Source organism: Pedomonas mirosovicensis (genome assembly GCF_022569295.1).
Classification (GTDB): Bacteria; Pseudomonadota; Alphaproteobacteria; order Sphingomonadales; family Sphingomonadaceae; genus Pedomonas; species Pedomonas mirosovicensis.
Genome location: NZ_JAKFIA010000001.1, coordinates 15,001 through 37,423, shown reverse-complemented (window position 1 = coordinate 37,423; position 22,423 = coordinate 15,001). Strand labels below are relative to the sequence as shown.

The 22,423-nt window shown below is 66.0% G+C and carries 18 protein-coding genes and 2 pseudogenes (1 of these 20 cut by a window edge); 15 read left to right on the top strand and 5 right to left on the bottom strand.

Features of this window, described 5'->3' with window-relative positions:
- Window positions 1-11: 11 nt before the first annotated feature.
- Together L0C21_RS00175 and L0C21_RS00170 are read right to left on the bottom strand one after the other, a co-directional pair.
- Window positions 12-1,577, bottom strand: coding sequence for a cisplatin damage response ATP-dependent DNA ligase (locus L0C21_RS00175; protein ID WP_259276455.1), 1,566 nt, complete (start codon window positions 1,575-1,577; stop codon window positions 12-14).
- Complete coding sequence (locus tag L0C21_RS00170; RefSeq protein ID WP_259276454.1) at window positions 1,577-2,581, bottom strand: ligase-associated DNA damage response exonuclease; 1,005 nt, start codon at window positions 2,579-2,581, stop codon at window positions 1,577-1,579. The genes L0C21_RS00175 and L0C21_RS00170 overlap by 1 nt, the downstream gene beginning before the upstream one ends.
- Window positions 2,582-2,598: 17 nt before the next feature.
- On the opposite strand from L0C21_RS00170, the pseudogene L0C21_RS00165 reads away from it, so the two are divergent.
- Window positions 2,599-5,012: pseudogene (locus tag L0C21_RS00165) on the top strand (ligase-associated DNA damage response DEXH box helicase).
- A complete protein-coding gene (pdeM, locus tag L0C21_RS00160) occupies window positions 5,009-5,689 on the top strand; it encodes a ligase-associated DNA damage response endonuclease PdeM (RefSeq protein WP_259276453.1) in 681 nt (226 codons plus the stop codon). Before L0C21_RS00165 ends, pdeM begins: the two are co-directional and overlap by 4 nt.
- Here the strand turns inward: pdeM and L0C21_RS00155 are convergent.
- Window positions 5,662-6,309 (bottom strand): DNA-3-methyladenine glycosylase family protein, encoded by a 648-nt coding sequence (locus L0C21_RS00155; protein ID WP_259276452.1) that lies wholly within the window; start codon window positions 6,307-6,309, stop codon window positions 5,662-5,664. The two genes, pdeM and L0C21_RS00155, sit on opposite strands and share 28 nt — an antisense overlap.
- Window positions 6,310-6,411: 102 nt before the next feature.
- Between L0C21_RS00155 and L0C21_RS00150 the strand changes: the two genes are divergently transcribed.
- The 3 genes from L0C21_RS00150 to L0C21_RS00140 all read left to right on the top strand — a co-directional run bounded on the left by L0C21_RS00150 (window position 6,412) and on the right by L0C21_RS00140 (window position 8,745).
- Window positions 6,412-6,729 (top strand): 2Fe-2S iron-sulfur cluster-binding protein, encoded by a 318-nt coding sequence (locus L0C21_RS00150; protein ID WP_259276451.1) that lies wholly within the window; start codon window positions 6,412-6,414, stop codon window positions 6,727-6,729.
- A gap of 121 nt (window positions 6,730-6,850) precedes the next feature.
- Window positions 6,851-7,960, top strand: coding sequence for a sensor histidine kinase (locus L0C21_RS00145; protein ID WP_259276450.1), 1,110 nt, complete (start codon window positions 6,851-6,853; stop codon window positions 7,958-7,960).
- Window positions 7,957-8,745 carry a LytR/AlgR family response regulator transcription factor gene (locus tag L0C21_RS00140; protein ID WP_259276449.1) on the top strand — a complete coding sequence of 263 codons (789 nt, stop codon included), beginning with the start codon at window positions 7,957-7,959 and terminating at the stop codon, window positions 8,743-8,745. Before L0C21_RS00145 ends, L0C21_RS00140 begins: the two co-directional genes overlap by 4 nt.
- 226 nt (window positions 8,746-8,971) lie before the next feature.
- Here L0C21_RS00140 and ubiG read toward each other — a convergent pair whose 3' ends face one another.
- Complete coding sequence (gene ubiG / locus L0C21_RS00135) at window positions 8,972-9,727, bottom strand: bifunctional 2-polyprenyl-6-hydroxyphenol methylase/3-demethylubiquinol 3-O-methyltransferase UbiG (RefSeq protein WP_259278769.1); 756 nt, start codon at window positions 9,725-9,727, stop codon at window positions 8,972-8,974.
- 55 nt (window positions 9,728-9,782) lie between these two features.
- Here ubiG and L0C21_RS00130 point away from each other — a divergent pair, with 55 nt between their 5' ends.
- The 5 genes and pseudogenes from L0C21_RS00130 to ispG all read left to right on the top strand — a co-directional run bounded on the left by L0C21_RS00130 (window position 9,783) and on the right by ispG (window position 16,979).
- Window positions 9,783-11,006, top strand: a complete 1,224-nt coding sequence (locus L0C21_RS00130) for an aspartate kinase (RefSeq protein WP_259276448.1) — start codon at window positions 9,783-9,785, stop codon at window positions 11,004-11,006.
- Window positions 11,003-12,046 (top strand): NAD(P)H-dependent flavin oxidoreductase, encoded by a 1,044-nt coding sequence (locus L0C21_RS00125; RefSeq protein ID WP_259276447.1) that lies wholly within the window; start codon window positions 11,003-11,005, stop codon window positions 12,044-12,046. The genes L0C21_RS00130 and L0C21_RS00125 overlap by 4 nt, the downstream gene beginning before the upstream one ends.
- Before the next feature lie 59 nt (window positions 12,047-12,105).
- Window positions 12,106-14,319 (top strand): phosphoenolpyruvate--protein phosphotransferase, encoded by a 2,214-nt coding sequence (gene ptsP / locus L0C21_RS00120; protein WP_259278768.1) that lies wholly within the window; start codon window positions 12,106-12,108, stop codon window positions 14,317-14,319.
- A 374-nt stretch (window positions 14,320-14,693) separates the two neighbouring features.
- On the top strand, window positions 14,694-15,674 hold the full coding sequence (locus L0C21_RS00115) for a helix-turn-helix domain-containing protein (RefSeq protein WP_259276446.1): 981 nt from the start codon (window positions 14,694-14,696) through the stop codon (window positions 15,672-15,674).
- A 173-nt stretch (window positions 15,675-15,847) separates the two neighbouring features.
- A pseudogene (ispG, locus tag L0C21_RS00110) lies at window positions 15,848-16,979 on the top strand (flavodoxin-dependent (E)-4-hydroxy-3-methylbut-2-enyl-diphosphate synthase).
- A gap of 207 nt (window positions 16,980-17,186) precedes the next feature.
- Here ispG and L0C21_RS00105 read toward each other — a convergent pair.
- Window positions 17,187-17,651 (bottom strand): hypothetical protein, encoded by a 465-nt coding sequence (locus L0C21_RS00105; RefSeq protein ID WP_259276445.1) that lies wholly within the window; start codon window positions 17,649-17,651, stop codon window positions 17,187-17,189.
- A gap of 194 nt (window positions 17,652-17,845) precedes the next feature.
- Here L0C21_RS00105 and hisS point away from each other — a divergent pair, with 194 nt between their 5' ends.
- The 5 genes from hisS to L0C21_RS00080 form a co-directional block, all read left to right on the top strand.
- The gene (hisS, locus tag L0C21_RS00100) at window positions 17,846-19,093 is read left to right on the top strand and encodes a histidine--tRNA ligase (RefSeq protein ID WP_259276444.1); all 1,248 of its coding nucleotides are present in this window, start codon (window positions 17,846-17,848) and stop codon (window positions 19,091-19,093) included.
- Window positions 19,094-19,096: 3 nt separating this feature from the next.
- On the top strand, window positions 19,097-20,185 hold the full coding sequence (gene prfA, locus L0C21_RS00095) for a peptide chain release factor 1 (RefSeq protein ID WP_259276443.1): 1,089 nt from the start codon (window positions 19,097-19,099) through the stop codon (window positions 20,183-20,185).
- Entirely contained in the window at window positions 20,172-21,038 is an 867-nt protein-coding gene (prmC, locus tag L0C21_RS00090; RefSeq protein ID WP_259276442.1) for a peptide chain release factor N(5)-glutamine methyltransferase, read from the top strand. The genes prfA and prmC overlap by 14 nt, the downstream gene beginning before the upstream one ends.
- 138 nt (window positions 21,039-21,176) lie before the next feature.
- The gene (locus L0C21_RS00085) at window positions 21,177-21,749 is read left to right on the top strand and encodes a DUF4167 domain-containing protein (protein WP_259276441.1); all 573 of its coding nucleotides are present in this window, start codon (window positions 21,177-21,179) and stop codon (window positions 21,747-21,749) included.
- Between the two features lie 306 nt (window positions 21,750-22,055).
- A protein-coding gene (locus L0C21_RS00080; protein ID WP_259276440.1) for a porin crosses the window boundary here: on the top strand, window positions 22,056-22,423 show its 5' portion. Its footprint extends 571 nt past the window's final position; 368 of the gene's 939 nt are visible here — the first part of the coding sequence; its start codon is at window positions 22,056-22,058; its stop codon lies off the right edge, out of view.

The window sequence follows — 22,423 nt, the reverse complement described above, 5'->3', positions numbered from 1 at the left end:
CTGCCTTCGGGTCAACGCGCGAGGGAACGCAGCGTTTCGATGTGGTCAGCCTCGCGCGCGGGCTTGTCGGTGCGGATGCGGGATATGCGCGGAAACCGCATGGCAAGGCCCGACTTGTGCCGGTTCGAGACATGAATGCTGTCGAACGCCACCTCCAGCACCAGCGCCTTTTCCACCTCCCGCACCGGGCCGAAGCGCTTGAGGGTGTGGCCGCGCACCCAGCGGTCCAGCCATTTCAGCTCCTCATCCGTGAAGCCGAAATAGGCCTTGCCCACGGGGAGCAGCTGCCCGTCCTGCCCCCACGCGCCGAAGGTGTAATCGGAATAGAAGCTGGAGCGCTTGCCGTGGCCGCGCTGGGCATACATCAGCACGCAATCGGCCGTCAGCGGGTCGCGCTTCCACTTGAACCACAGGCCCTTCTGCCGCCCGCCGGTATAGGGGCTGTCCCGCCGCTTCAGCATCAGCCCTTCGATGTCGTGCCCGCGCGCGGCGGCACGGACTTCAGCCAATGCTTCCCAGTCTTTCGCCTCGACGAGCGGGGAGGTGTCGAAAAACTCCCCCGGCAGGCGTTCCGCTACCGCCAGCAGCCGCTCCCGCCGCTGGACGAGGGGCAGGGGGCGCAGGTCTTCGCTGCCGTCCACCAGAATGTCGTAAAGGCGGATGAAGGCGGGGTGGGAGCGCAGCAGTTTCGCATCCACCGTCTTGCGGTTCAGCCGCTGCTGCAGGGCGTTGAACGAGGCGGGGTCGCCCTCGTTGCCGCGCACCAGCAGCTCGCCATCGAGCGCTGCCTCGGTTGTGAGATTTTCGATGATCTCGGGGAACGCGCCCGAGATATCATCCCCGGTGCGGGAATAAAGCCGTTTCGTCCCGCCGATGCTGACTGCCTGCACGCGAATGCCGTCCCACTTCCACTCGGCGAGAAATTCGCGCAGGTCCAGCGTCTCGCCTTCCTCCAGCGGCGTTGCCAGCATGAACGGGCGGAACACGGCGGTTTCGCCGACTTCGGGCAGCGGGGCCTTGCCCTCCGCCCATTCGAACAAATCCGGGTAGGGCGGGGCGAGGCCGTGCCACAGCTCCTCCAGTGTTTCCAGTTCCACCCCGAAGGCTTCGGCAAATCCGGTCTTGGCGAGCCGGGCGCTCAGCCCCACGCGCATTCCCCCGGTCGCCAGCTTGATGAGCGCATAGCGGCCGGAAGAGTCGAGCCGGTCCAGCAGCCGCGCCAGTTCGGCGGGCGCTTCGGCGCGGCTGAGGCGTTGCAGCGTCGTCACCGTGTCGGCGAGGCCAAGCGGCGCGTTGCCCGGCGTGTGCGTCGGCCACAACAGCGCGCAGGTCTCGGCCAGATCGCCCACGTAATCGTAAGACAGGTCGAACAGCACCGGGTCGGTGCGCTCCAGCAGCAGCGCGCGGATGAGCGCGGGCTTCACGGCGGGAATTTTCAAATCCCCCGTCAGCGCCGCCAAACCCCAGCCCCGGTCCGGGTCCGGTTCGGATTTCAGATAGTCGGCGATCAGCGCGATCTTGCCGTTGCGGGACGGGGTGTAGACCAGCCGGTCGAGCAGGTGGGCGAAGCGCTCCATCACTCCTCCCCCTCGTCCTCGCGGCCGTGCAGCAGCAGGGCGCGTGCCGGAATGCCCTTGCTCTGGCACCAGTGCACCAGCGCTTCCTCCCGCCCGTGGGTCACCCACACCTCCGCCGGGCCCAGCTCCTCGATGGTGGCGGTGAGTTCGCCCCAGTCCGCATGGTCGGAGAGGATGAGCGGCAGCTCCACGTTCTTCTGCCGTGCCCGCTGGCGCAGCCGCATCCAGCCCGAGGCCATGGCGGTGATCGGGTCCGGCAGTCGCCTCGACCAGCGATCGGCAAGCGCCGAGGGCGGGCACAGGATGATCTCGCCCTTGAGCGCCGCCTTGGGCAGCCCGGCCATGGGCTGCACGTCGCCCAGCCTCACGCCCAGCTTTTCGTAAAGCCGGGTGAGTTGCAGGAGTGCGCCGTGCAGGTAGATCGGCCGGTCATAGCCCGCCTCGCGCAGGTGGGCGATCAGCCGCTGCGCCTTGCCCAGCGCGTATGCGCCGACGAGCACGCAGCGCTCCGGCGCACTCGCGCGGGCGTCCAAGAGCTTCCCGATTTCCTTCTCGACCGGCGGGTGGTGGAAAACCGGCAGGGCAAACGTCGCCTCGGTGATGAACACGTCGCACGGCACGGGGACGAACGGCGGACAGGTGGGGTCGGGCGAGCGCTTGTAATCGCCCGAAACCACGATCCGCTCGCCCGCATATTCCAGCAGAATCTGCGCCGAACCCAGCACGTGCCCGGCTGGGTAAAAACAGGCCCGCACGTCCCCCACCCTGAAGGGATCGCCGTAGTTCACCGCCTTGGCCCCTGGCTGCGGGCCGTAGCGGGTGGCCATGATGGCGAGCGTTTCGGGCGTTGCCACCACCATGCCGTGGCCGCCCCGGGCGTGGTCCGCATGGCCGTGGGTGATGAGCGCGCGCGTTTGCGGCTGGCCGGGGTCGATCCAGAAATCGCCGGGCGGGCAGTAGATGCCATCCCGCTCGGCGCGCAGCCAGGTGCCAAAGCTTGCCATGCTTCTATATCTGGAGCGTGTCCCTCATCGGCCAAGAGCTGCTGCCGCCTGTCATCGCCCGCTGGTTCGCGGGCCGCGGCTGGTCGCCCCGCCGCCATCAGCTGGAAATGGTGCAGGCGGCCCGCGATGGCGTCCACGCTCTCCTCATTGCGCCGACCGGCGCGGGCAAGACGCTGGCCGGGTTTTTGCCCACCCTCGCCGCACTGGCGAAGGGCGAACGGCGCGGCCTCCACACGGTTTATGTCTCGCCCCTGAAGGCGCTTTCGGTCGATGTCTCCCGCAATCTGTCGCAACCCATTGCGGAGATGGGGCTCGACATCCGCGTCGAGACCCGCACGGGGGACACCGCCGCCCACCGCAAGGCCCGCCAGCGCATCGCCCCGCCCGATGTGCTGCTCAGCACTCCCGAATCCCTCTCGCTCCTGCTCACCTATCCGGAAGCAGGCGCAATGTTTGCCGACCTTCGCACGGTCATTATCGACGAGATCCACGCCTTCGCCCCCACCAAGCGCGGCGATTTGCTGAGCCTCGCGCTCGCCCGCCTGCAACGGCTGGCACCCAGCCTTCGCCGTGTCGGCCTCTCGGCGACGGTGGCGGACGAACCCGCCCACGCCCGCTGGCTCGCGCCCAATGCTGACGAAGCTGCCGTCCGCCTTGTGCGGGGGGAGGCGGGGGCGACACCGCATATCGACATTCTGGTGCCGGGAAGCCGCATCCCCTGGGGCGGGCACACGGCCCGCCATGCGGTGCCGGCGATCTACGACCTGATCCAGCGCCACCGGGTCACGCTGGTGTTCACCAACACGCGGGCCAATGCGGAGCGGCTGTTTCAGGAGCTGTGGTCCGCCAACACGGAGAACCTGCCCATTGCGCTCCACCACGGCAGCCTTGCGGTGGAACAGCGGCGGCGGGTGGAAGCGGCGATGGCGGCGGGCAGCCTTCGCGCCGTCGTCGCCACCGCCTCGCTCGATCTGGGCATCGACTGGGGCGATATCGACCTTGTGATCCAGGTGGGTGCGCCCAAGGGGGCGTCCCGCCTGCTCCAGCGCATCGGCCGCGCCAACCACCGGCTCGATGAGCCCAGCCGCGCGGTTCTCATTCCCGGCAACCGGTTCGAATATCTGGAGAGCATGGCCGCCCGCGATGCCGCCCTTGAGGGTGATTTGGATGGCGAGCCCTTCCGCCCCGGCGGGCTCGATGTGCTCGCCCAGCACATCATGGGCCTCGCCTGCGCCGCCCTGTTCGACCCGGATGAACTGTTTGCCGAAATCCGCACGGCCACGCCTTATCGCGATCTGCCCCGCGCCGACTTCGACGACACCCTCGCCTTCATCGAGAGCGGCGGCTATGCGCTGCGCGCTTACGACCGCTTCAAGCGGCTCGTCCGCCAGCCCGACGGGCGCTACCGCGTCTCCCACCCGCGCCTCATCCAGCAGCACCGCCTCAACGCCGGGGTCATTCTCGACGCCCCCATGCTGGAGGTGAAGATCGGCCGCCGCTCGCTGGGGCGGGTGGAGGAGAGCTTCGTCCAGCAGCTGGAGCCCGGCGACACCTTCCTGTTCGCGGGCCGCGTGCTGGCGTTCGAGCGGCTGGAGAAAACCACCGTCCACGCCCGCCCCAGCCCGAGCCGCGAGCCCATGGTGCCCGCTTACCTCGGTGGCCGGTTGCCCCTGTCCGCCAACCTCGCCGACCGGGTGCGCGCGTTCCTCGCCGAGCCCGGTGCATGGGGCCGCTTTCCCGATGAGGTGCGGGAGTGGCTGGAAATTCAGGCTCGCGTCTCCGTGCTACCGGAGGCGGACGGCCTCCTTGTTGAGACCTTCCCCCGCCGCCGCAAGCAGTACATGGTCGCCTATTGTTTCGAGGGGCGCGCGGCGCACCAGTCGCTTGGCCTGCTGCTCACCCGGCGCATGGAAAAACTCGGCCTCGCCCCGCTGGGGTTCGTGGCGAACGACTATGCGCTGGCGGTCTGGTCGCTTTACCGGGTCGAACACCCCGCAACCCTGTTCGCGCCTGATATCCTGCATGATGAACTGGCCGAATGGCTGGCCAATTCGGCTCTCCTCAAGCGCTCGTTTCGGGACGTGGCGGTCATTTCCGGCCTCATCGAGCGCCAGCACCCCGGCCTGCGGAAGACCGGCCGCCAGCTCACCATCTCATCGGACCTCATCTACGACGTGCTGCGCCAGCACGAGCCCGGCCACCTGTTGCTGCGCGCCACCTGGGCCGATGCGCGCGGGCGTCTGACGGACGTGGACCGCCTGGCCGCTTTCCTCGCCCGCGTCGAGGGCCATATCCACCACCAATCGCTGCTTCGCGTCTCGCCGCTCGCCGTGCCGGTGCTCTTAGAAATCGGCCGCGATCGATCATGGGCAGCGCGGAGGACGCGCTGCTGGCCGAGGCCGAAGCCCTGATGCGGGAGGCGACGCGATGACCGATCCCAACGCCTTCACCTTCCATGGTGACACCTTCGTGGCTCTGCCCGAGCATGCCCTGTGGTGGCCCCGCCGCCGCGCGCTGCTCGTGGCTGACCTGCATCTGGAAAAATCGACCAGCTACGCCGCCCGCGGCCAGTTCCTTCCCCCTTACGACAGCCTTCAGGCGCTGGGCACGCTGGAGGCGCTGGTGGACCAGTTGGACGTGCAGGAGTTCTGGTGCCTGGGCGACAGTTTCCACGATCTGCACGCCGGCACGCGCCTCCAGCCGGACGTGCGGGCGCGGTTGCAAGCGCTCACCTCCCGCCTGTTCTGGGTGTGGATCACCGGCAACCATGACCCCGCCGTTGATGCCACCCTCGGCGGCGTCTCGATGGAGCAGATGGCGCTCGACCAGTTCATCCTGCGCCACGAGGCGGACCCCTATGAACGGCGCCCCGAGTTCTCCGGGCACTTTCACCCCAAGCTGCGCCTTGTGGTGCGCGGCCAGCCGATCAGCCGCCGCTGCTTCGCCATGGGGGAGGGCAAGCTGATCCTGCCCTCGTTCGGGCCATTGACCGGCGGGCTGGACGTGACCGACCCCGCCATCGCCCGGCTGATCGGCCCTCGGGGCGAGGCGCTGGTGGCAACGAGCACCGGCCTGCGCCGCTACCCGATCGGCGCCTTGTCGTCCTGAGCCTTTGAGGTGGCGGCGTAGTAGTGCCAGCCGAAAATCGCCATCGCGCCCCGGTGTGGCCGCCAGTTCTCGGCCAGCAGGCGCGTTGCCTTGGCCTTGGGCCGCTCTTCCAGCGCCATCAGCCGTTTCACCGCCTCCTGCAGGGCCAAGTCGTCGGCGGGCCAGATATCCGTGCGCCCTTCGGCGAACAGCAGGTAAATCTCGGCGCTCCACCGCCCGAAGCCGCGCACGGAGGAGAGCACGGCAATCGCCGCCTCGTCGTCCATGCTCCGCAGCGCCTCGAAGTCCAGCCGGCCGCTCGCCACCGCCTCGGCCAGCGAGCGGGCATAGGAAATCTTCGGGCGGGAGAGGCCGCAGCCCCGCAGCGTCTCATCATCGGCCGTCAGCACCGCCGCAGGGCTGTCCAGATCGCCAAGCGTTGCCTCCAGCTTCGCGTAGATGGAACGGGCCGCATGAACCGAGATCTGCTGGGCGATGAGCGTGCGGAGGAGCGCATTGTAGCCGCGCGGCCGGTGCCGGGCCTCGGGCAGGCCCACCCGCGACAGGGCCTCCGCCACGCGCGGGTCAATCACAGCAAGGGCTTCCAGTCCTGCGGCCAATTGTTCGGTGGTCAAACCCATGAACAGTTCCAACTTGATTTGTGGTCTTGGCCCCGTAAACAGCCTTGATATCACATAACCACAAACTGCGCGTAACCGACAGAAAAAGGGATAAGCAGTCACATGCCGAAGCTGATTGTCGTGAACCGGGAAGGCGAAGAGACCGTATGCGAGGCCGAAACCGGCCTGTCGGTGATGGAAAACATCCGTGATAACGGCTTTGACGAACTGCTGGCCCTGTGCGGCGGCTCCTGTTCCTGCGCCACCTGCCATGTCTATGTGGATGACGCCTTCCTCTCCAAGCTCGATCCCGTCAGCCCGGACGAGAACGAACTGCTGGATACCTCGGACAATCGCGAGACCAACTCGCGCCTCTCCTGCCAGATCGAAATGACCGACGAGCTGGACGGCCTGCGCGTCACCATCGCGCCGGAAGACTAATCAGGCTCAAGGCCTTGGGTGTACCGGGGCTTGGATGTGCGGGGGCTTGGACGTGCGCGCCCAACGGTTCGTCGCACGTCCGCTGTCCCATAGGGCCGGCCTGTGGTGTTAGACTTAAACAATGGCTGACCGCGGCGAGCCCTGGATCGAACAATTCTTCATGCGGAAAGACCGCGCGTTCTGGATTCTCCAGAGCTGCGGCTGGCTGGGCTACGGCCTGTTGCGTTTCCTCAACGGCCTCGTCAACAAGATGGGGCTGGAGTATCTGGCCCCCACGCTCATCAGCACGGCCACCGGCTTCTCGCTCTCGCTCATCATGGCGGCGGTGTTCCGCCACATCGTGCGCTACCGCGCGCCTGTTGTCTGGAGCGTCAGCGCGTTTGTCGTGTTTCTGTGCGCCGCGCCGTTCTCGATCATCGAGGTGTGGGGCTTCTCCATCTTCTTCGCCCCCACCTGGGAGCCGCATGGCCTCCAGTTTCTCGGCACCATCCTCATCGACGTGACGGTGCTCACCGCCTGGACGGCGCTTTACTACAGCATCAACTACTATCTTATGCTGCGCCACCAGATGGAGAGCATGCTGGCCCTCTCGGCGCAGGCCCATGCCGCGCAGCTGAAAATGCTACGCTATCAGCTCAACCCCCACTTCCTTTTCAACACCCTCAACTCCATCTCCACCCTTGTGATGCTGAAGGAAACGGACCGGGCCAACGCCATGCTGAGCCGCCTGTCCTCCTTCCTGCGCTACTCGCTGGTGGGCGAGCCCAGCCACATGGTGTCGCTGGAGCAGGAGGTGCGGGCGCTCCAGCTGTATCTGGACATCGAGCGGATGCGCTTCGAGGACCGGCTGCGCGTGCGTTTCGAGGTTTCGCCCGCCGCGCAGGAGGCGCTGCTGCCCTCGCTGCTGCTTCAGCCACTCATTGAGAACGCCATCAAGTACGCCGTTGCGCCATCGGAGGACGGGGCGGATATCCACCTCAAGGCCGAGGTGCTGGGCGGCCGCCTGTGCGTCACCGTCTCCGACACCGGCCCCGGTTTTAGTGCTGGCACGAAACACTCGGGCAGCAGCGGCGTTGGTCTGGCAAACATTCGAGACCGGCTCACCCAGGCCTATGGCGACGATCACCGCTTCGAACTTGGCGCAAACGAGCCGCACGGGGTTGTGGTACGAATAGAGATCCCCTTCCAGCGTGCGGGGCGCGCATCAGTCGATATGGAGGCTGCAGAATGACCATTCGTACGATCTTGGTGGATGACGAGGCGCTTGCCATTCAGGGGCTGGAACTCCGCCTTGCCAGCCACCCGGACGTCGAGATTGTCGATCGCTGCCGCAATGGCCGGGAGGCCATCCGCTCGATCAAGACGCACAAGCCGGACCTGGTGTTCCTCGACGTGCAGATGCCGGGGTTCGACGGCTTTGGCGTCATCGAAGGGCTGATGGACATTGAGCCGCCGCTGATCGTGTTCGTGACGGCCTTTGACGAGTTCGCGCTGAAGGCATTCGAGGCGCAGGCGCTGGACTACCTGTTAAAGCCGGTCGATGAGGCCCGTCTCGCCGCCACCCTTCAGCGGGTGCGCGAGCGGTTGGCCGAGCGCCGCGCGTCCGACGAGACCGGTCGCCTGCGGAACCTGCTCAAGACCGTTGCGCCCCAGGCCGTTTCCAACACGCAGGAGGACGTAGGGCCGGGCCGCTACGAAAAGCTGCTGAACGTGAAGGACCGGGGCCAGATCTTCCGGGTGGACGTGGAGAGCATCGAGCGCATCGATGCGGCCGGCGACTACATGTGTATCCACACTGGCGGTCAGACCCTCATCCTGCGCGAGACCATGAAGGATCTGGAGCGCCGCCTCGATCCGCGCAAGTTCCGCCGCATCCACCGCTCTACCATCGTCAATCTCGATCAGGTGCGGCAGGTGCGTCCCCATACCAACGGGGAGTGCTACCTCATCCTCTCCTCCGGCGCGCAGGTGAAGGTGTCCCGCAGCTACCGCGACGTGGTAGCCCGCTTCTTGTAAGCCTCGTCTGAGCAGGTACGAGAAGAGCCGGTGCGCCTCTCAGCGTGCCGGCTTTTCTGTTTCTGATCCATGGGGTTTGGCCCCCCTATGGCCATTCGCCACGCCCATTCGATTGGCCGGCCGGGCCTTCTGGCCAGCGGCGTTCTCCTTCGGGTGCGGCAAATCTGTCGCCCATTGCCGTGAGGATGGGCGGCGTTGGCGGGTCCTCTCAACCCCAAGCGCTTCCTCAAGGCTTGGCGACGGCCGTGCCGATATAGTTGATGCTGGTATCGCGCGTGACCGAGAAGGTGCGGTTGACGAGCGAGTAGCTCAGCCCCTTCAGGTCGGTGACGTGCAGCCCCGCCTGCGCCAGCTTGCACGTCAGTTCCTCGGGCGTGATGAACGCCTTCCAGTCGTGCGTGCCCTCGGGCACCCAGTGCAACACCCGCTCCGCCGCCACGATGACGGAGAGGTAGGATTGCGGCGTGCGGTTGGGCGTCGAGAAAACCAGCAGCCCGCCAGGGGCGAGAAGGCGGCTGAGCGCGCCGAGGAACAGATCGACGTCCGCCACATGCTCCACCACTTCAAGCGCGGTGATGAGGTCGAACCTGCGGCCCTCCTCGGCAAGGCTCTCGGCCGTGCCGGCGCGGTAATCGATGGCAAGGCCGCTTTCCTCGGCGTGGACCCGACCGGCGGCCACGGCGTCCGTGCTGGCATCGAGACCGGTGGCGGTTGCGCCCATGCGGGCGAGCGACTCCGTCACGATTCCTGCGCCGCAGCCCACATCCAGCGCGGTTAGGCCCTTGAGCGGCCGAAGCTGGCCCGTATCACGGCCGAAATGGGCGCAGGCGGCATCCCGGATATAGCCCATCCGCGCCGGACCCAGCCGGTGCAGCGGGGCCATCGGGCCGTGAGGATCCCACCACTGGGCAGCCAGGGCCGAAAACTTTTCGATTTCGCCCTCATTGATTGTCGAAGGGCTTGGAGCTTTGCTTGCGTTCATCATCGGCACTTTCTATCAAGAGCGCGCACTTTCAACTAGGGATCGTCGCGACGACATGGCGCGCATTGTAATGAAATTCGGCGGCACCTCTGTCGCCAATCTGGACCGGATCCGCAACGTCGCCCGGCGCGTGAAGGCCGAGGTTGACCGTGGGAACGAAGTAGCAGTGGTTGTCTCGGCCATGTCGGGTGAGACGGACCGGCTTGTCGGCTTCTGCCGCGAGGCCGCTACCCTTTATGACGCCCGCGAGTATGACACGGTTGTGTCCACTGGCGAACAGGTGACGACCGGCTTGCTTTCGATCGTGCTTCAGTCGATGGGCGTGCCGGCCCGCTCGTGGCTGGGCTGGCAGCTGGCGGTCGAGACCGACGGGGCGCATGGTGCAGCCCGTATCCAGTCGATCAACACCGATGAGGTCATCACCCGCATGATGACCGGCCAGGTGGCCGTCGTCGCCGGGTTCCAGGGGCTGGGACCGGACAACCGCATCACCACCCTCGGCCGTGGCGGCTCGGATACCAGCGCCGTAGCGCTGGCCGCCGCGCTGAAGGCGGATCGCTGCGATATCTATACCGATGTGGACGGCGTCTATACCACCGACCCCCGCATCGTGCCGAAGGCCCGCAAGCTCGACAAGATTACCTACGAGGAGATGCTGGAGCTCGCCAGCGTCGGCGCCAAGGTGCTCCAGACCCGCTCTGTCGAGCTGGCGATGAAAGAAAAGGTACGCGTCCAGGTGCTATCCTCATTTGAGGACTTGCCTGGCACGATGGTCGTGGATGAGGATGAGATCGTGGAACAGGAACTGATTGCAGGTGTAGCCTACAGCCGGAACGAGGCGAAGATCACGCTCTCGGGCGTGCCGGACCGGCCGGGCGTTGTCGCGGCCATCTTCTCCCCGCTGGCCGACGCCAACGTGAACGTGGACATGATCGTCCAGAACGTCGCTCAGGACAGCAAGACCACTGACGTCACCTTCACCGTGCCGCGCACCGACCTGCCGCGCGTGCTCGACGTGCTGGAGAAGCACCGGGGCGAGCTGGGCTATGCGGGCCTGCGGTCCGATGATGCGGTCTCCAAGGTTTCCGTCGTCGGCGTTGGCATGAAGAGCCACGCGGGCGTCGCCCAGACCATGTTCAAGGCGCTGGCGGACCGCGGCATCAACATCCAGGTGATCTCCACCTCCGAGATCAAGATCAGCATCCTCATTGCCGAGGAATACACCGAGCTGGCCGTGCGCGCCCTGCACACCGCCTATGGCCTGGATGCCGCCGCATGACGGCACCGGCAACCGCTTCCGGCGCCGCGCGGCTTGAGTCGCTGATGGCGCGCGGCGCTGCCTTCTTCGGCAGCCGCTACGCCATCCTGGGCGGCGCGATGACATGGGTGTCCGAACGCAACCTGGTCGCCGCCATCTCCAACGCGGGCGGCTTCGGCGTGCTGGCGAGCGGCGCCATGCAGCCGGAACGGTTGCGCGAGGAAATCCGCGCCACCCGCGCGCTGACTTCCAGTCCCTTCGGCGTCAATCTCATCACCCTGCACCCGCAGCTCTTGGAAATGGTCGACGCCTGCATTGCCGAGGGCGTCACCCACATCGTACTGGCCGGCGGCTTGCCGCCGGGCGAGGCGATCGAGCGGGCGAAGACCGGCGGCGCCAAGGTCATCTGCTTCGCGCCCGCGCTCGCGCTGGCCAAGAAACTGGTGCGCTCGGGCGTTGACGCGCTGGTCATCGAGGGTTCGGAGGCGGGCGGCCACATCGGCCCGGTGTCGCTGACCGTGCTGGCGCAGGAGATCCTGCCGCACATCACCGATGTTCCCGTGTTCGTCGCGGGCGGCATCGGCCGGGGCGAGGCCATCGCCAGCTACCTGGAAATGGGCGCGGCGGGCGTGCAGCTCGGCACCCGGTTCGTGTGCGCGACCGAGTCCATCGCCCACCCCAACTTCAAGAAGGCGTTCATCCGGGCCTCGGCCCGCGATGCCATCGCCTCGGTGCAGCTTGACCCGCGCTTCCCGGTCATTCCGGTGCGCGCGCTCAAGAACCAGGGCGCAGAGGAGTTCATGCAGGCCCAGCGCCGCATCATCGAGCGGGTGGACCGGGGCGAGCTGGACCTTGCCGCCGGTCAGCTGGAGATCGAGCACTACTGGGCCGGCGCCCTGCGCCGCGCGGTGGTCGATGGCGATGTGGATACCGGCTCGCTGATGGCGGGCCAGTCGGTCGGCATGGTCAAGGCCGAGCAGCCGGTGGCGGAAATCGTCAAGGAGCTAATGGATCAGGCGGCCGCCTTCCTGACGGGCCGCGCGATGGAGGATGTTGCGTGAGCCCGTCGGCGCCCGTCGTCTCCGCGCCGCGCGCCATTCTGCGCCGTCTCCATGATGTCATGGCCTCGCGCGGCAGCGTGCAGGCCAAGCTCAATCAGGTCGTGCGGGCCATTGCGGAGGCGATGGCGAGCGAGGTCTGCTCCATCTATCTCCTGCGCGATGGCCGGCTCGAGTTGTTTGCCACCGAGGGGTTGTCGCAGGACGCGGTGCATGTCACGCGTCTCGCGCTGAGCGAGGGGCTGGTCGGCAACATTGCCCGCAACGGCGAGCCGCTTAATCTGGCCGAGGCCCGGGCGCACGCTGACTTTGCCTACCGTCCGGAAACGGGCGAGGACCTGTACCACAGCTTTGCCGGCGTGCCGATCCTGCGGCGCGGGCAGGCGCTGGGCGTTTTGTGCGTGCAGCACATGGAGCAGCGCCAGTACGAGGACGAGGAAATCGAGGCGCTGCAGACCGTCGCCATGGTGCTGGCGGAGATGATCGCGAACTCCCGGCTGGTGGACGAGGACGCCATTGCCAGCGTGCGCGCCCAGAGCACCGGACCGGTGCGGCTCACCGGCACCCGGCTGGTGGATGGTCTGGCGCGGGGCGTCGCCGTGATGCATGAGCCGCGTGTAGTCGTTGAGCACACCGTCGCCGAGGACATCGAGACGGAGAAGCTGCGCGTCCGCACCGCTTTCCAGACCATGCGCGCCCAGATCGATCGCATGATGAGCCAGGCGGAGTTCGCCGCCCCTGGCGAGCATGAGGAAATCCTTGAGACCTACAAGATGTTCGCCTTTGATGAGGGCTGGGCGCGCCGCATCAATGAGGCGATCGAAAGCGGCCTGACCGCCGAGGCCGCCATCGAGCGGGTGCAGCAACGCACGCGCGTCACCATGCGGAACACCAAGGACCCGTTCTTCCTGGAACGGCTTCATGACCTGGACGATCTGGCCAACCGCCTGCTTCGTATCGTTGCGGGGCAAATGGGGACGGCCGCCCAGACCGGCCTGACGCAGGACACCATCCTCATCGCCAAGAATCTTGGCCCCGCCGAGTTGCTGGAATACGACCGGCGGTTCCTGAAAGGCGTGGTGCTGGAGGAGGGGTCGCCGACGGCGCACGTCACCATTCTCGCCCGCGCCATGGGCATCCCCATGCTCGGGCGCATCAAGCAGGTCCGCGAGGTGGTGGACGAGGGCGATCCGCTGCTGCTGGACGGCAGCAACGATACGCTGTTCGTGCGTCCCGCGCCCGATGTGGTGCGTCAGTTCGAGGCCCATGTCGCCCTGCGGCAGGAGCGGCAGGCGGCCTATGCCAAGCTGCGCGATCTGCCGGCGATCAGCCTCGACGGCCAGCGCATCGAGCTGATGATGAACGCCGGCCTGCGCGTCGACCTGCCGGGGCTGGATGTCACCAATGCGGACGGCATCGGCCTGTTCCGCACCGAGTTCCAGTTCCTGGTCTCCGCCACCCTGCCGCGTCGCGAGGCGCAGACCCGGCTTTATTCGGCCGTCCTCCAGGCGGCGGGCGACAGGCCGGTGATTTTCCGCACCGTTGATATCGGCGGCGATAAGGCCGTGCCCTACCTGCAGGACGACGGACCGGAGGAGAACCCGGCCATGGGCTGGCGCGCCCTGCGCGTGGCGCTGGAGCGCAGCGGTCTTTTAAAGGTGCAGGCGCGCGCGCTGCTGGATGCGGCGGCCGGCCAGAAGCTGAACCTCATGTTCCCCATGGTGACGGAGCCTTGGGAGTTCGAACAGGCCCGTGCCATCGTGGAGGAGCAGGCCAGTTACTTGCGAGGCCGTGGCCTGCCGCTGCCTTCGGAAATCCACTACGGCGTGATGATGGAAGTGCCGGCGCTCGCCTGGCGGCTGGATGCGCTGCTGCCGCATATCGATTTCCTCTCCATCGGCACCAACGATCTTATCCAGTTCCTGTTGGCGGCGGATCGCTCCAACCCCAAGCTGGCGGATCGCTATGATTGGGTGTCGCCCGGCATCCTGCGCTTTCTGAAGTTCGTCATCGACCAGGCGGCCGTGGCTGACAAAACCGTCTCGGTGTGCGGCGAGATGGGCGGGCGCCCGCTGGAGGCCATGGCGCTCCTGGGTCTTGGCGTGCGCCGCCTCTCCATTACCCCGGCGGCCATCGGGCCGATCAAGATGGTGGTCCGCAACACGCATCTCGGCCGCCTGCGAGCGTTGATGCAGGAATTGCTGGCCCGGCCATCGGCGGACATTCGTGGTGAATTGCGGCGCTTTGCCCGCGAAGAGAATATTCCCCTGGAATAATTCTGCCACCGGCAAGTAAAGCGGCGCAGCCGTTGCCGAACGATAAAAATGAACGGTTCGTTAACTGGATCGTTCAACGGCCGAGAGATGTTCCGAGTGGCTCTCGGCCTGGCTTGAAGCGAGGCCAGGCGGCACGAGAATTATAGTGTCATCCTTGTTAACCAACAATTGGCCGTAATTTTACGCGCCGGCCCTTGCTGTTGTGCGGAAAATGTGGGCAGAAACCCTAAACCGTTATTGACAAGGTAAACTGCGCTGTCACTCTAATGGGTGGGGCGAAGGAAAAAGACGGTGTTGAACGCCGTCAACCTTCAGGGGTTTGTGCAAGATCACCAATCGGTCGCTGACAAGGCCGGCGACCTGTGGAGAAGCGGATGACTGCCTTGACGGATTCCAGCGCTGGTGCAGGGGGAACTGCGATGTCCGTGGGGCAGTTGCTGCGGACACGCCGTCTTGAGCTTGGTATGGAGGTCAGCGACATTGCGGCGGAGACGCGTATCCCCGCCCGCTTCCTCTGTGCCATTGAAGATGACCAGCATGAGAAGCTGCCCGCGCTTCCTTTCGCGGTCGGTTTCGTACGCAACTATGCCAAACTGCTCGGGCTGTCGCCGGATATGGTGTGCGCCCAGTTCAAGGCGGAGACCAGCCGCCTGACGCCTTCCGAGCAGGTGTATTTTCCCGAGCCGCTCGATGAGAGCCGCATTCCCTCCAAGTCGTTGGTGCTCGGCGGTATCGTCATTGCCGTGGCGGCGCTTGGCGTATGGTGGCTGTGGACCGACCGGTCGTCGAGCCCGGCGCCGGAGACCCCGGAAACCGAGCTGGCCATGGCGGACGCGGTTACGATCGATGAGACTGGCGGCGAGGCTGCTGCCAGCGGGGCCGCGGGCGCAACCGCTGCTCAGGGTGATGCGACGGCAACGGACGCCACCTCGGCTGGTGATGCAACCGGCGAGACCGCCGCGCCTGCCGATAATTCCGCAGCCGTGACAGCACAGGACAAGGCGGAGGCGCAGGCAGCCGCTGCCGCCCAGGTCATCAACAGCGGCCCGGTTATTATCCGGGCGATCGAGGACAGCTGGGTGCGGATTTCCGATGGCGTCAGCGGCGCGGTCAAAATCGGCATCATGAAGGCGGGCGAGACCTATCGGGTGCCGAGCCTGCCCAACCTCAAGCTGATGACTGGCAATGCCGGCGCGGTTGAGATTCAGGTTGGCGATACGGTCCTGCCGCCGCTGGGTGGCCGGGGCGAAGTGGTTCGCAACATCGACCTGGCGCCGGACTCGCTGCGCCGGCTGGCAGCCGGCAGCGCGGCCTCGAACAATGCCTCGTCCTCCGGGGCTGCTTCGACCCGCTAACCGCAAGTTTCCTCATGATGGCATTGCGCCCGGCCCTGCGCCGGGCGTTTTGCTTTTCAGGGGACAGGCAGAAACGCCGCAGGCGGCACGCCATTTTTCGACATTCGGCGCCAGCATCGCTATATAGGGGGCGATTGGCGATTGGCCGCCTCCAGTATTTCAGAGGTTCTGACATGAGCGTGCGCCCCTGGCGGGATATCCAGCGCCGGAAAAGCCGGCAGATCATGGTTGGCAACGTACCGGTGGGGGGGCGATGCGCCCATCACCGTGCAGACCATGACCAACACCATCACCGCCGATGCCAAGGCCACCATCGAGCAGATCCGCCGCTGCGAAGAGGCGGGGGCGGACATTATTCGCGTCTCCTGCCCGGATGAGGACTCAACGGCGGCGTTCAAGCAGATCGCCCGTGCGGCCCGCGTGCCGCTGGTGGCGGATATCCACTTCCACTACAAGCGCGCGCTTGAGGCGGCGGATGCCGGCGCAGCCTGCCTTCGCATCAACCCCGGCAACATCGGCTCGGCCGAGCGGGTTCGGGAAGTGGTGCGCGCTGCCAAGGCCAACGGCTGCTCTATCCGCATCGGCGTCAACGCCGGTTCGCTGGAGAAGCACCTCTTGGAGAAATACGGCGAGCCCTGCCCGGAAGCGATGGTCGAGTCCGCGCTGGAGCACGTGAAGCTGCTGGAAGACGCAGACTTCTTCGAGACCAAGATCTCGGTGAAGGCGTCGGACGTGTTCCTCGCCGTTGCCGCCTATCAGGGGTTGGCGGAGGCCTGCGATTACCCGCTGCACCTTGGCATCACCGAGGCGGGCAGCATGATCGGCGGCACGGTCAAATCCTCCATCGGCATGGGCATGCTCCTGTGGTCGGGCATCGGCGATACCATCCGCGTATCCCTCTCCGCCCCGCCGGAGGAAGAGGTGCGCGTCGGCTTTGAAATGCTGAAGTCGCTCGGCATTCGCCATCGCGGCGTGCGGATCGTCTCCTGCCCGTCCTGCGCCCGGCAGGGCTTCCAGGTCATCAAAACCGTCGAGGTGTTGGAGGAGCGGCTGCGCCACATCCAGACCCCGCTCTCCCTCTCCATCATCGGCTGCGTCGTCAACGGGCCGGGCGAAGCGCGGGAGACCGACATCGGCGTCACCGGCGGCGGTAATGGCAAGCACATGGTCTACCTCTCCGGCGTCACCGACCATCACATCGAAGACGCCACCATGGTCGACCACATCGTAAAGCTGGTCGAACAGAAGGCCGCCGAAATCGAAGCCGCCAAGGCTGCCGCCGAGGGCGCCGCCTCCGCAGCGTAGGGCTGTTATATGCAGGGGGAACTAGTTCCCCCGCGACCCCCTGGTCGTTTCAAAGAGCCGTGCCCGTGATGACGGGTGCGGCCCTTTTTATTCGATCATTATCGGGCCGAGTCCTTCATGCCGCGCACGCCCTGATAAAAAGCAAGGGAGGTGCAGGAGGGGCCATGACCCTCCTGCAAATCGGAAAAAACGAAAGCCCTCTGCCCATCAGCTGGCGCTTGCCGCCTCCAGCGCCTGGCGGGCGAGCTGGCGAAAGCTGCCGGGGCGGCGGGCGCCGGGTCCAAAGTCGCCGCGCAGGGCCTTGAGGGCGTAGCGTTCGGCATCGATCTCGCTGGCGGTACGAACGCCGAGGCGGCGCAGCAGCGGGATGGGCGGGCACCAGCCTTGCAGGGCGTGTTGCAGCATGAAGGCGGAAACGCCGAACGGGAGCAGCAGCCAGCGACGGTCGCGGCGGGCAACGGCCAGCACGAACCCTGCCAGGGACAGGGTGGAGGAGCTGGTCTCCACCATGCGTTCGATGTCCCACTCCCGGTCCAGTTCGCGCAGTCGCCCGTCGATCAGCTCCGGGTTGCGCGCGTAGTACATCAGGCGACGCTCGGTGCGGTCGCGAATGCGGGCGTTGGCAACGGCGGACGAGTTGTCGACGACGCGACGGGTAGTCGGCGGCAGCATGGCGTTCTCCCGGAACGAAGGATGGACCCTGGCCGGTCAACGCCGGGGCAGGCATTGCTGTTCCGGGGGCGGGCCGTCTCGTCTCGCGCTATTGCCCGTATGTGCGGGGCTTTCTGGCGGCCCGGCCTTTAACTCAGCATTTCCACCGGGCCGCTTTTGTTTCTATAAGCGCCGCTCGAAGGAGATTGATCGGCATGTCCAAGCTTCAGCCCGTGCGTGGCACGCGTGACCTTTTCGGTGAAGATGCACAGCGTTTTGCCAAGGTGGTGGAAACCTTCCATCGTCTCGCCAGGCTTTACGGGTTCCAGCCGGTCGATACGCCGATTTTCGAATTCACCGAACTGTTTGCCCGTGGCATCGGCGAGGCGACGGACGTGGTCTCGAAGGAGATGTACACCTTCGAGGACCGGGGCGGCGAATCGCTCACCCTGCGCCCGGAGTTCACGGCGGGCCTGTGTCGCGCCTTCATCTCCAACGGCTGGCAGCAACTGGCCCCGCTGAAGCTGGCGGCCCATGGCCCGATGTTCCGTTATGAGCGCCCGCAGAAGGGGCGTTACCGCCAGTTCCACCAGATCGACGCCGAGATTCTGGGGGCGGGCGAACCGCAGGCGGATATCGAGCTGCTTACCCTGGCCGCCCACCTGCTGGACGAGCTGGGGCTGGCCGGCAAGGTACAGCTGGAGATCAACACGCTGGGCGACGGCGAGAGCCGCGCCAAGTGGCGGGATGCGCTGGTGAACTATTTCTCGGGACACCGCGACGCGCTGGGCGAGGACAGCCGCAACCGGCTGGAGAAGAACCCGCTTCGTATTCTTGATTCGAAGGACGAGGGCGACAAAAAGCTGGTGGCTGACGCGCCGCTGCTCGACCAGTTCCTCTCGCTTGACGCGGGTCAGTATTTCGAAACCGTGCTCAAGGGTTTGGAGGCTGTCGGCATTCCTTATGTCGTTCAGCCCCGGCTGGTGCGCGGGCTCGATTACTACTGCCATACCACCTTCGAGTTCACGACCACTCACCTCGGCGCGCAAGGGACCGTCATCGGCGGCGGGCGCTATGACGGCCTCATCGAGCAGCTGGGCGGCCCAGCGACACCGGCTATCGGCTGGGCTGGGGGCATCGAGCGGCTGGCGCTGCTTGTCGACCTGCCCGCGCAAGGCAAGGGCCCCATTGCCGTCATTCCGCTGGGCGAGGCCGCGCAAGGGGAGGCCACCGCGCTCACCGCCCGCCTGCGCCGCCTTGGCTTCCGGGTGGAGCAGGGCTTTCGGGGCAACATGAAGAAGCGCCTTTCGCGGGCGAACGACGCGCACAGTCCGGTTGCCCTCATCTTGGGTGAGGACGAGCTGGCGCGGGGCGAACTTATGCTGAAGGATCTGACCACCGGTGAGCAGCGGGCCGTGCCGCTGGCCGAGGTCGAGGTCGCGTTGCAGTCGTATCGGGATTAAGTCATGCCTTCCATCCCTCAAGCGAAGATCGATCGCATCCGCCTGCGCCATGCAGAGCTGTCGCGCGAGATGTCTGATCCGTCTGCCTCGGCGGACCGGTTCGTCAAGCTGTCGAAGGAATATGCTGAGCTCAATCCGGTGGTCGAGGCGGCCAATGCGCTGGCTCGCCTGGCGACCGAGCTGGAAGAAGCGGAAAGCCTGCTGAACGACGCCGGGGCGGACGCCGAAATGAAGGCGCTGGCCCGCGACGAGGTGGAAGCCCTCAGGGCCCAACTGCCCGAGGCCGAGCGCACGCTGCAGATCATGCTGCTGCCCAAGGACGTGGCCGACGAGAAATCCGCCATCCTTGAAATTCGCGCCGGCACCGGCGGCGATGAGGCGGCACTGTTCGCGGGCGATTTGTTCCGCATGTACACCCGCTATGCCGAAAGCCAGGGCTGGAAGGTGGAGATGATTTCCGCCTCGCCGTCGGACGTGGGCGGCTACAAGGAAGTGGTTGCCTCCATCACCGGGCAGGGCGTGTTCGCCAAGCTGAAGTTCGAATCCGGCGTGCATCGCGTCCAGCGCGTGCCTGCCACCGAATCGGGCGGGCGCATTCATACCTCCGCCGCGACCGTCGCGGTGCTGCCCGAGGCGGAAGAGGTGGATGTGCAGATCGACGAAAAGGATCTTCGCATCGATGTGTTCCGCTCCTCCGGTCCCGGCGGCCAGTCGGTCAACACCACCGACTCCGCCGTGCGGATTACCCACCTGCCCACCGGGCTTGTGGTGAGCCAGCAGGACGAGAAGAGCCAGCACAAGAACAAGGCCAAGGCGCTGAAGATCCTGCGTGCCCGGCTGTATGAGATCGAGCGCGAGAAAGCCGCGCGGGAGCGGGCCGATGCCCGCAAGTCGCAGGTCGGCTCGGGCGACCGGTCGGAGCGCATCCGCACCTACAACTTCCCGCAAGGCCGGGTGACGGACCACCGCATCAATCTCACTCTTCACAAGCTCGATCTGGTTCTGGAAGGCGAGGCGCTGGAGGAGCTGATTCAGGCGCTCATCAACGAGGATCAGGCCGAGAAGCTGGCCCAGCTGGATGACGCGGGCTGAGGCCATGCGCCGGGCGGCGGGGCAACTCGCCGCCGCAGGGCTTCTTGATCCCCGGCTGGATGCCGAGGTGCTGCTGGCCCATGTGCTGGGCATGCCGCGCCTTGTCATGCTGATCGACACCAGCCGCGAGATCACCGATGCGGAGGTCCGCGCCTTCGAGGCGCTGGTGGCCCGCCGCGAAACCCATGAGCCGGTGGCCTACATCACCGGCATGCGCGAATTCTGGTCGCTCGACTTCCGGGTGACGCCTGCCACGCTCATCCCCCGGCCGGACAGCGAAACGCTCGTCGAGGCGGCGCTGAGCGCCTTTCCGCAGGAGCGGCCCGCCCGCGTGCTTGATCTTGGCACCGGCTCCGGCTGCCTGCTGCTTTCCGTGCTGCATGAATTCCCCGGCAGTTTTGGGGTTGGCGTTGACCGCTCGGAGGCGGCAGCGATGGTGGCGGCCGACAACGCGGCGCGGCTGGGGCTTCAGGAGCGTGCCGCCTTCATCGTGGGAGACTGGGCCGGGGCGCTTGTCGGGACATTCGATTGCATCCTCGCCAACCCGCCCTACATCGGCGAAGGGGAGGCCCTCTCACCTGAAGTTGCAGCGTTTGAGCCTGTGACGGCTCTGTTTGCGGGGCCGGACGGGCTCGACGATTACCGGCGTATCATCCCCGAGCTTGCCCGACTCCTCTCGCCCCGGGGCCACGCCTTTTTCGAGATCGGCTACACCCAGGCCGAGGCGGTTGGTCGCATCGCCGAGGCCTGCGGCTTGTCTGTCAGAGTTCACAACGACTTGGCCGGGCATCCCCGCTGCGTCGAGTGCTGGAGAGGTGAGAATTTCCTTGGAAAGATGCCGGGAAACGGTTAGACACGAAGTCGGTAGGGTTGATGGTTTCCTCTGCCACCTGATTTCCGAAAACGCGGATTGCAGGGCATGACGGCGCCCGACGTGCGCCGACGTATGGGGCGATTGCCCTAAGGGCAAAATTTTTTTGAGAACGGGTCAATGAGAAACGGACAAAGCGGTCGCCGTAGAGGACGCGGCGGTGGGCGCCCTGCACAGTCAGGCGGTCGCCCGATGGAAGCGGGGAACCGCAACGACGCGCGCATTCGCGGCAATGCTCAGCAACTGCTGGAAAAATACAAATCGTTGGCGCGGGACGCGACGGCGTCGGGTGACCGGATTCTCGCTGAATATTATATGCAGCACGCCGATCACTACTATCGCGTGCTGGCCGAGTTCCGGTCGCGCTACGATGATGCGCCCCGCTCGCGGGATCGCGATGACCGCGATACCGACGAGGGCGGTTACGATGAGGATGTGACCGAGACGACTGCGCCGCAGGCGGCCTATGTCAGCCCGAGCGTTCAGCACAGCCTGGGCCTGGAGCCCGCTGCGCCGGAAGCTCCGTCTGAGACGCGTGCGGAACCGGTTGCCGAGGCCGCCGGCGCGGAAGAGGCTGGCGCTGCTCCCGCCGAAGGCGAGGAGGCTCCCCGCCGTCGTCGCCGTGGCCGTCCTCGCAAGGTCAAGCCCGAAGAGGGCGTCGAGACGGCCGATACCGCCGAGAACGCTGCCTAAGCGCAACCTACCTTCAGAAAATCAGCCAAACGGCACAGCTGTCGGAAACGCAGTTGTGCCGTTTTCGTTTGGGTTGCGCGGCAGCTTGCTGACCCTTTTATGACAACGCGCTACCCGCCGGCCTTTGCTGATGCTCCGCCTCGCCGTCCGGCGGGGGCTAAAATGACCGTTTTATTTCTGTTGTATTAAAGCCACAGCCCTCGACAGGGTGCTTGCGTAACAAAACTGTCATGTTTCTGTCGCGGAAAATTCACGCGACGCCCTTAGATGCGGGCCTGCAACGCACCCAATCAGTGAGGGTATTTCATGACCACGAAGAACAGGTATCGCGCTGTCCTGCTGGCGACGGCGCTCGTCGGGGCGAACATTATCGCCGCGCCGGCATGGGCCCAGCAGGAAGCCGGTCCATCCGAGACCCAGCAGCTGCGAGAGCAGCTCCAGGCTCTGCAGTCGCAGATGGAAGAGCTGAAAGCGCAGATCGCCAAGAAAGAGCAGGGTGGCGAGACCAGCTGGAAGGGTGCGCCGCAGTCCTCCGGCAGTGGCTTCACCTTCAAGGTCCGTGGCCGCATCCAGTATGACGTCGGCATGGTCACCGACCCGGACAACCTGGTGGACGGCAAGGAGCTGGGCATCGACAGCTACTTCCGCCGCGCCCGCATCGGCGTTGAAGGCGC

Coding starts and splice junctions, on each gene's coding strand:
- L0C21_RS00130 (WP_259276448.1), top strand. CDS start 9,783: ATGGCGCGCATTGTAATGAAATTCGGCGGCACCTCTGTCGCCAATCTG.
- L0C21_RS00085 (WP_259276441.1), top strand. CDS start 21,177: ATGAGAAACGGACAAAGCGGTCGCCGTAGAGGACGCGGCGGTGGGCGC.
- L0C21_RS00175 (WP_259276455.1), bottom strand. CDS start 1,577: ATGGAGCGCTTCGCCCACCTGCTCGACCGGCTGGTCTACACCCCGTCC.
- L0C21_RS00155 (WP_259276452.1), bottom strand. CDS start 6,309: ATGGGTTTGACCACCGAACAATTGGCCGCAGGACTGGAAGCCCTTGCT.
- L0C21_RS00150 (WP_259276451.1), top strand. CDS start 6,412: ATGCCGAAGCTGATTGTCGTGAACCGGGAAGGCGAAGAGACCGTATGC.
- ptsP (WP_259278768.1), top strand. CDS start 12,106: ATGGCCTCGCGCGGCAGCGTGCAGGCCAAGCTCAATCAGGTCGTGCGG.
- L0C21_RS00115 (WP_259276446.1), top strand. CDS start 14,694: ATGACTGCCTTGACGGATTCCAGCGCTGGTGCAGGGGGAACTGCGATG.
- ubiG (WP_259278769.1), bottom strand. CDS start 9,727: ATGAACGCAAGCAAAGCTCCAAGCCCTTCGACAATCAATGAGGGCGAA.
- L0C21_RS00170 (WP_259276454.1), bottom strand. CDS start 2,581: ATGGCAAGCTTTGGCACCTGGCTGCGCGCCGAGCGGGATGGCATCTAC.
- L0C21_RS00105 (WP_259276445.1), bottom strand. CDS start 17,651: ATGCTGCCGCCGACTACCCGTCGCGTCGTCGACAACTCGTCCGCCGTT.
- prfA (WP_259276443.1), top strand. CDS start 19,097: ATGCCTTCCATCCCTCAAGCGAAGATCGATCGCATCCGCCTGCGCCAT.
- L0C21_RS00140 (WP_259276449.1), top strand. CDS start 7,957: ATGACCATTCGTACGATCTTGGTGGATGACGAGGCGCTTGCCATTCAG.
- pdeM (WP_259276453.1), top strand. CDS start 5,009: ATGACCGATCCCAACGCCTTCACCTTCCATGGTGACACCTTCGTGGCT.
- L0C21_RS00145 (WP_259276450.1), top strand. CDS start 6,851: ATGGCTGACCGCGGCGAGCCCTGGATCGAACAATTCTTCATGCGGAAA.
- hisS (WP_259276444.1), top strand. CDS start 17,846: ATGTCCAAGCTTCAGCCCGTGCGTGGCACGCGTGACCTTTTCGGTGAA.
- prmC (WP_259276442.1), top strand. CDS start 20,172: ATGACGCGGGCTGAGGCCATGCGCCGGGCGGCGGGGCAACTCGCCGCC.
- L0C21_RS00125 (WP_259276447.1), top strand. CDS start 11,003: ATGACGGCACCGGCAACCGCTTCCGGCGCCGCGCGGCTTGAGTCGCTG.